General features: G+C 63.0%; 7 protein-coding genes. 1 reads left to right on the top strand and 6 read right to left on the bottom strand.

Annotated features, from left to right (window positions below; translation table 11 throughout):
- On the top strand, positions 1–1,238 hold a 1,238-nt coding region (locus C1D09_RS32150; RefSeq protein ID WP_143977945.1), incomplete at its 5' end, for a rhamnan synthesis F family protein.
- Between the two features lie 13 nt (positions 1,239–1,251).
- Here C1D09_RS32150 and C1D09_RS32145 read toward each other — a convergent pair.
- From C1D09_RS32145 to C1D09_RS32120, 6 genes are all read right to left on the bottom strand, one after another.
- Positions 1,252–2,172 carry an aldose 1-epimerase gene (locus C1D09_RS32145; RefSeq protein ID WP_143977944.1) on the bottom strand — a complete coding sequence of 307 codons (921 nt, stop codon included), beginning with the start codon at positions 2,170–2,172 and terminating at the stop codon, positions 1,252–1,254.
- On the bottom strand, positions 2,156–2,731 hold the full coding sequence (locus tag C1D09_RS32140; RefSeq protein WP_143977943.1) for an SDR family oxidoreductase: 576 nt from the start codon (positions 2,729–2,731) through the stop codon (positions 2,156–2,158). Before C1D09_RS32140 ends, C1D09_RS32145 begins: the two co-directional genes overlap by 17 nt.
- An 8-nt stretch (positions 2,732–2,739) precedes the next feature.
- Entirely contained in the window at positions 2,740–3,519 is a 780-nt protein-coding gene (locus C1D09_RS32135; RefSeq protein WP_143977942.1) for an SDR family NAD(P)-dependent oxidoreductase, read from the bottom strand.
- A gap of 83 nt (positions 3,520–3,602) precedes the next feature.
- Positions 3,603–4,598 carry an ABC transporter permease gene (locus C1D09_RS32130; protein WP_143977941.1) on the bottom strand — a complete coding sequence of 332 codons (996 nt, stop codon included), beginning with the start codon at positions 4,596–4,598 and terminating at the stop codon, positions 3,603–3,605.
- Positions 4,599–4,658: 60 nt separating this feature from the next.
- Positions 4,659–6,197 (bottom strand): sugar ABC transporter ATP-binding protein, encoded by a 1,539-nt coding sequence (locus tag C1D09_RS32125; protein WP_143977946.1) that lies wholly within the window; start codon positions 6,195–6,197, stop codon positions 4,659–4,661.
- A 115-nt stretch (positions 6,198–6,312) separates the two neighbouring features.
- Positions 6,313–7,275: a sugar-binding protein gene (locus C1D09_RS32120; protein WP_143977940.1), complete on the bottom strand. Its 963-nt coding sequence runs from the start codon at positions 7,273–7,275 to the stop codon at positions 6,313–6,315.
- Positions 7,276–7,615: the final 340 nt, after the last annotated feature.

Raw genomic sequence — 7,615 nt, 5'->3', positions numbered from 1 at the left:
GAGCGTATGTCCTGGCCGCCAAGACAATTCAGTTCCCGGGCATTCAGTCCGAACGCGAGCCGCGATTTGCTTCCGATGAGACTGTGGCGCCGGCAATTGGCAATTGTTATGCGATCGTCGTCAAATATCACCTCATCGGGATTACGAGCGACTTTCTCGACCTCCTGGCGACGCTTCGTCGCCAACATGTCAACGCCATCGTTGTCTGCAACGGCGATCTTCGTCCCGATGAGCTCGCGACCTTAAGGACATTTGCGCACCGCATCCTTGTGCGTAACAACATTGGCCGTGACTTCGGAGCCTACCGTGCCGCGACCTTGCATCTGGCGTTGGAGGGACTCCAACCCGAACGTATGATCTATCTGAATGACAGTGTCATCTACATTGCCGGACCTGGCTTGGACTCAATGATCAAAGCCCTGGTTCAGAGCGCCTATGACGCCGTTGGCACCTACGAGAACCATGAGTTTGCGCATCACATCGGCAGTTACGCATTTAGTGTAGCCGGCAAAGTATTCGCCGATACGCGGATTCGGCGGTTCTGGCAAAAGTACAGGCCCTACGACATTCGCCCTCACGCGATACGGAAGGGAGAACTCGGCTTTTCGCAATGCCTGGAGCGTTGTGGCTACCGGGTTGATGTTATCTATTCCGCCGACAAGCTCGCGCTTCGGCTCGACAAGATGTCGGTCTCCGAGTTGGTAGCAACACTTCGTTACGTCCCTTACGGCGCGCTTCGCGGTTACGATCTTGGCCCGCTTCTGAAAGGCGCTCAAAGAACCGCACAAATGCTGGCGGGCAATCCCAAATCAAAAAGGCGTGGAGAAAAACGCGGGAAAGACTCCGCCATTCTCGACCAGGAATCGCGAACGCCCACGATAACCGAGTTTGGCAGGTTTTCGGCCGACGCAAAGGCACGGCTCGACGAAGCCGAGAAAAATGCATCCGTGGCCGTTCAGATTAGGCAAGAGACGCTGGTCAATCATATGATTGGGACCATCATCAATGGCAGCCAGATACACTTCGGCTTTGGGCTCTTTCACCGGGTGATGGATAGTCCCTTGGTGAAGCGCGACCTACTTATTCGAGGGATCCTGCTTGAACATGACTGTGCTCGTGTCCTTGAACATCTGACGCCGCCACGGCAGGAGCCGATCATGCGCGAGTTGTTGAACCGTGGGCGGGCCGTCAATGTGCGTGGCATGCGCCGCTTCAAACTCAGGAACGGGCTTATCTAGACGATCATCGTCGTCAGGCGCGCCCGTCTTGTGCCCCCGCCTCAAGCGAAAAGGGCGTGAAACAGACGGTGCCGGCAGCACTTTCGCCCTGGGCGAGGACGATGATACCCTCATCCGGATCGTCCCATCGGCCCCGGTTGAAAGCACCGGAGGCATTCGTCTGCGGCTCGACGCAGAAATATGGTTTGGTCGGATCGGCATAAAGCATCAAATGCCTGAAGATCGGGTCGGCCCTCATGCGCAGGCCGGCGCCGCGAGCCGGAAAGCGCAGCGTCGCTTCGCCGCCCCAGCCGCCATAATCATTGTTGCGCCAGCCGCCCGGCAAGGACCGATGCCTGGCGAAATCCAGTTCTGGTGGCAGCGAGATCGGATCGCCCGAAATGCCGTCGGGCTCTTCGAGATAGAAACACCTGGCGTTGAACTGCATTGTCACGTCCCGATCGCGATCGAACCAGGGATGCAGTCCGAAACCGAACGGCAGGGCGACTGACCCGATATTGGTCAGCGTCATGGTCACGCTCAGTCCCTCCTCCGAAACCGAGAAAGCCTGGGTCGCGCGGTAGGAATAGGGCTCGGCCCCGGCGGCGATGTCCAGCGACAGGGTTGCGTTGGCGCGACCTGAGCCGGTAACCGTCCAGGCGTGTTGCCAGCCGCTGCCATGGACGTTGAATTTCTCGGGCGGATTGTTGGGCAGGACCTGCCAGCGTCTTGCCCCGAAGTCGAAGGCGTTGCCGGCGATGCGGTTGGCATAGGGGATCATGGGAAACATGGCGACGCCAAGCACATTGCCGGCCTTGCGATCGTCATCCGAGAGCCGGCGCATGAGATCGATGCCGCGCCAGCGCAACGCGCTCACGCTGCCGCCGATTTGCGGCACCAGCACGACTTCGAGCGCTCCCGATCCAATGCTCAGCAATTCAGAAATTGCGGCCATAGCCTGCCGTCCAGCCACCGTCGACACCCAGCATCTGGCCCGTCGTGTAGGTGTTGAGCGGATCGCAGAAGAACAGCACGGCCGCGACCGCTTCCTCGATGCAGCCGGCGCGGCCGACCGGCGTGTGGCTGAGCATCGCAGCGTCGCCTGAGACGATGGTTTCGGCCGCGACCGCGCCGAAGCCGACGGCATTGACCAGCACCTTTGGGCCGAACTCCATGGCCAGCGCGCGCATGCCGGCGAGCATCGCGGCATTTTCCATGGAAAAGCGCGGATGACGGCGCATCGGCATGCCGGCGGCGGCCGAGATCAGGAAGACGATGCGCCCGCCGCCGCGCTCGGCCATGGCCACGGCCGCCCTGCGCGCATCGGCATGCTGGCACGGGTCCTGGACTGTCGCTCCCGGGCGCAGCGGGTTGGACATCAGCACGATGTCGGCGGCATCCCCTGCTTCGACGACCGTGCCGCCATTGGCACGCAGGGCGGCAAGCACGGCGTCGACGATCGGGTTGGTCTCGCCATCGAGGGCCACCGTGGCGCCGTTGAGATCGATTTCCATCGCGCCACTCACATCATGTATCCCGCCGTCCAGCCGCCATCGACGGCCAGCACCTGGCCGTTGACGTAGCTGGCGCCCGGCGAGGCCAGGAACAGCACCGCCTCGGCGATCTCGCGCGGCTCGGCCGGGCGGCCGAGCGGCACATGGGCCAGGAATTCCCGCGTGCGGCCGGCGAACTTGCCGTCATCGCCGTAAAACAGCTTGGCGGTCAGCGCCGTCATCACCGAGCCCGGGGCGACCGCATTGGTCAGGATGCCCTTGGCGCCGAGTTCGATCGCCATCGAGCGCGTCAGATGGATGATGCCGGCCTTGGCGGCGACGAACGGGCTCTGCAGGCGCATGGCGGCAAGTCCGACGACCGAGGCGATGTTGACGATGCGCCCGCCCCTGCCGGCGGCGAGCATGGGACCGAGTGCCGCGCGGCTCATGATGTAGAGGCCGTCGAGATCGATGCCGGTGATGCGGTCCCATTCCTCCGTCGGGAATTCGTCTATTGTGACGCGGTGCGCCAGGGTGTTGACGCCGGCATTGTTGATGAGGATGTCGAGGCGGCCGTAGCGCCGCATGATCGCGGCGATCGCGCTGTCGACCGATGCGGCATCACGGATGTCGGTGGCGCAGGCCATGGCATCGGTCAAGCCAGCCGCGACCTGGCTTGCGCCCTCGCCGTTGATGTCGGCGACGACGACCGCCGCGCCATTGTCGGACAGGCGGCTGGCAATGGAACTGCCTATGGCGCCCGCCGCTCCCGTGACCAGCGCCACCTTGCCTCGCAAATCGCAGCGCATGTCCAGCACACCCCCGAGCAATACCGGGTTATGCTATTATAATATCTATAGGAGCCGGGCAAGCGGCAGCTTCGCCGGCGCGATTATTCGGCCGGCGCGCCGGCAATGTTCTTGCGGGCGGCATCGACCATCAGCCGCCTTGCGCGGAACACACCCCATTGCTGGTCGACGAGCACGCCGATGAGAATGACGCCGCCCATGACCGCGAAGTTGAGGGAAGACGGGATGCCGAGCAGATTGACAAGGTTCTGCAGCTCCTGCAGCAGCACGGTCCCGAGGATGACGCCGATCAGCGAGCCCTCGCCGCCACGCAGCGAGAAGCCGCCGAGCACGGCGGCTGCAATGGCGTAGAGCTCGTAGAACTGGCCGTGGCTGGCCGGCGAGATCGAGCGCGTGTACATGGCGAAATAGATCGCCGACAGCGCCGTCAGCACGCCGCAGATGACATAGGCGGTCATGACGATGCGGCCGGTGCGGATGCCGGAATACTTCGCCGCCTCCTCATTCTTGCCGATGGCATAGAGATAGCGGCCGAACACCGAACGGTGCAGCACCACCCACATGACGATGGCGATGACGATCAGCGCGATGAAGCTGTTCGGCACGCCCCAGCTGCGCCCGGCGGTGAGGAATTCGAGCTCGGGAAAATTCTGACCGAAGGCGAAGCCGGCGGTGCCGTCGGCGGTGTAGAAGCGGGCGACGCCGCGATAGATCAAGAGGCCGCACAAGGTGACGACGAAGGGCTGCAGCTTCAGCCTGGTGATCAGCCAGCCATGCACCAGGCCGATGATGGCGCCAAGCGCGATGATCAGCACGAAGGCCAGCGGCCAATCCAGCTCGCGCACGGCGATGAAGTCGATGAACAGCGTTCCCAGCAACGCCACCACCGAGCCGACCGACAGCTCGATGCCGCCGGTGATGATGACGAAGGCCTGGCCGATCGACAGGATGCCGAACAGGCCGATCAGGTTCGAGGTGTTGGCAAGGTTGATCGGCAAGAGGAAGCGCGGATTGATGATCGCCACGATTGCCCCGACCACCAGGATCAGGATCAGCAGGCCGAGATCTTTCTTGCTCATCGTCTTCTCCCCAATGCCTGCCTGAGCAGGTTGCGCGGTCTCGCGATCCCGGCGCAAAAACTATTTCGGCTGCTTGCCCACCGCCAGCAGCAGCACGTTTTCCTGGCTGAACTGGTCCTTGTCGAGAATGCCCGATATCTGGCCCTCATGCATGACGGCGATGCGGTCGGACACGCCGATCACCTCCTCCATGTCGCTGGAGATCATCAGCACGGCGACGCCGGCATCGGCCAGCGCGCGCATCAGCCCGTAGATTTCCGCCTTGGCGCCGATGTCGATGCCGCGCGTCGGCTCGTCGAGGATCATCACCTTCGGGTTCATCGCCAGCCACTTGCCGAGCACGACCTTTTGCTGGTTGCCACCCGACAGCGTGCCGGTGCGCGTCTGCACCGAAGGCGCCTTGATGCCGAGATCCTTCTTCTGCTTCTCGGCAGTGGCGGTCTCGGCACTTGCCGACACCAGCGAGCGCCTGGCATGCGCCGGCAGATTGGGCAGCGAAATGTTCTGCGCGATCGACAGGTCAAGCAGGATGCCGGTCAGCTTGCGGTCTTCCGGCACCAGGAAAATGCCTTGCGCGACGGCGTCGGCGGCCGAACCCAGCACAAGCGGCTTGCCGTCGAGTTCGAGCATGCCGCCAAGGCTGCCGTCGATGCCGAAGAAGACGCGGGCCAGTTCGGTGCGGCCGGAGCCGACAAGGCCGGCAAGGCCGAGGATCTCGCCACGGCGGACGTCGAGGTCGACCGGCCGGCCGGGATAGGAGGGCGTGCGGATGGCCTTGGCGGCAAGTGCCGTGGCGCCGGGCGCCCGCGCGGCCTCGGAGGCCTTTTCGCGCTCCTTCAGCATGCGGCCGATCATCAGCTTGACCATCTGGTCGTGATTGATGTCGCGCTTGCCCAGCGTGCCGGCCAGCATGCCGTCGCGCAGCACGACGACGCGGTCGGCGACACGCTCGACCTCGTGCAGGCGGTGCGAAATGAAGATGACGCTGATGCCGTCGGCTTTCAGCGCCTTGATGACGTCGAGAAGTTTGTCGGTCTCGGCGAGCGGCAGGCTCGATGTCGGCTCGTCGAGGATGACCAGCCTTGCCTTGATCGAAAGCGCCTTGGCGATCTCGACCATCTGCTGCTGCGCCAGCGACAGGTCGGCGACCTGCGCATCGGCGGAGAAATTGGCGCCGACGCGCTTCAAGAGCGGCGCCACCATCTCGCGCAGCTTCGAACGGTCGACGAGTTTCAGCGGCCCGGCGCGCAGCGGTTCGCGGCCGAAGAAGACGTTGGCGGCGACGTCGAGATTTTCGAACAGGTTGAGTTCCTGGTGGACGAAGGCGATGCCCGAGTCCAGGCTGCCCTCGACGCTCAGGCCCTTGTGGGCGGTGCCGTCGACGGTGATCGTCCCGGCGTCCGGCGTGGTGACGCCGCCGAGGATCTTCATCAGGGTCGACTTGCCGGCGCCGTTCTCGCCGACGAGGCCGATGACCTCGCCCGGCCTGACCTCCATGGAGAAGCCATCCAGAGCGACAACGCCCGGATAGGTCTTGCGCACGCTCTCCAGGCTGAGGAACGGCGTGGTCACTGCGATGGATGTATCGGAATAGTTCATCATGCCTGACAGCAGTTAGCGGGCCGGCCTTCCGGCAGACTGACGGTCCTCGAAGGGTTCGTCAATGCGCGCAGCCGGCTCAAGCGAAGTTGAGCCGGCTGAACTGCCTGTGATCTTACTTTCCGGCCATCGCCTTCAGGTTGGCGGCATAGGCGTCGACATCATCCTTGCCGATGATCTTGGTGGGGATGATGATGAGGTTGCCGGCCGGGATGCCCGACTTGTCGCCCTTGAGATAGGCAGCCATCAGCTTCATGCCCTGATAGGCCCATTCGAAGGGCTGTTGCACGACGGTGGCGGCGACGGTGCCTTCCTTGACGCCTCCCAGCGTGATCGGATCGTCATCGAAGCCGACGACCGTGATCTGGCCGAGCTTGCCGGCATCGCGCAGCGCTTCATAGATGCGCGGCGTGTTGTAGGAATAGAAACCGACCATGCAGGTGACGTCGGGGCTGGCGACCAGCGCGTCCTCGACATTCTTCTTGGCGCGTGCCTGGTCGATATCGTCGCCACGCACGTCGACGAGCTCGATCTTGGTGCCGGCCAGACCATCCTTCATGCCCTGGATGCGCTCCTTGGCATTGTCGGCGCCGAGAAGGCCGACGAAGCCGAGGCACTTGCCGCCATTGGGCATGGCCTTCTTGGCGATTTCGGCCGCCTGCTTGCCGGCGTCGACATTGGACGAGCCGATATAGGCGACACGCTTGGTCTGCGGCGCGTCGCTGTCGGTGGTGAACAGCGCGGTTTCAGAGGCGATCTTGTTCAGGCCGTCGGTCGAGGTCTTCGGGTCGACCGCCGAAACCATGATGCCCTTGACGCCGGCCGTCACCAGATCGTCCATCAGCCGCTGCTGGATGGCGACCGAGGATTGCTCGGGATATTTGAGTTCGAGATTGTAGTCGGGCAGTTCGCCCTGCGCCTTCTTGACGCCGGCTTCGGCCGCTTTCCAGAAATCGGAAGCGCCATTGACGACGAAAGCCAGTGTCGGCTTGTCGTCGGCGCGCGCGATGGCCGTCGCCGTCAGGCCGACAGCCAGGGCCGCGGCGGCCACGGATGCATTGCGTATCAAGGACTTCATGTTCAACCTCCCTTTTTGGTTCAGCCGTCGGGCTGGACCGTCTTGCTCACTAGAATTGCGTGCTCACCTGAATTTGCCGTTTGCGGCTTGGATACCCCCTCCTCCTCAGGGTTTCCCGGCACTCACAAGAATGGCCTCGTTCCAGCCACGGTCACGGACTTTAGAGACTCATTCTTCGTTCGTAAATAGTCCGATTTGTCTGACATATCACATATCCGAGACAGGGCTTGCGAAGGCAATCCCGGCTCGCCGTCGGGCCATTGACGTTCGCATTCCCGCCGCCCCGGACCCGACAAGGCCGGACGCGACGTATTGACGTTACAGCGCATCATTCTATTAG

Source organism: Mesorhizobium intechi (assembly GCF_002879535.1).
Classification (GTDB): Bacteria; Pseudomonadota; Alphaproteobacteria; order Rhizobiales; family Rhizobiaceae; genus Mesorhizobium; species Mesorhizobium intechi.
The sequence above is the reverse complement of the archived record's forward strand: the minus strand, read 5'-3'. Positions and strand labels throughout refer to the sequence as shown.

Excerpts from the sequence above, each read along its gene's own strand:
- C1D09_RS32140 (WP_143977943.1), bottom strand. The coding sequence starts at position 2,731 with ATGGAAATCGATCTCAACGGCGCCACGGTGGCCCTCGATGGCGAGACC.
- C1D09_RS32130 (WP_143977941.1), bottom strand. The coding sequence starts at position 4,598 with ATGAGCAAGAAAGATCTCGGCCTGCTGATCCTGATCCTGGTGGTCGGG.
- C1D09_RS32120 (WP_143977940.1), bottom strand. The coding sequence starts at position 7,275 with ATGAAGTCCTTGATACGCAATGCATCCGTGGCCGCCGCGGCCCTGGCT.
- C1D09_RS32135 (WP_143977942.1), bottom strand. The coding sequence starts at position 3,519 with ATGCGCTGCGATTTGCGAGGCAAGGTGGCGCTGGTCACGGGAGCGGCG.
- C1D09_RS32145 (WP_143977944.1), bottom strand. The coding sequence starts at position 2,172 with ATGGCCGCAATTTCTGAATTGCTGAGCATTGGATCGGGAGCGCTCGAA.
- C1D09_RS32125 (WP_143977946.1), bottom strand. The coding sequence starts at position 6,197 with ATGAACTATTCCGATACATCCATCGCAGTGACCACGCCGTTCCTCAGC.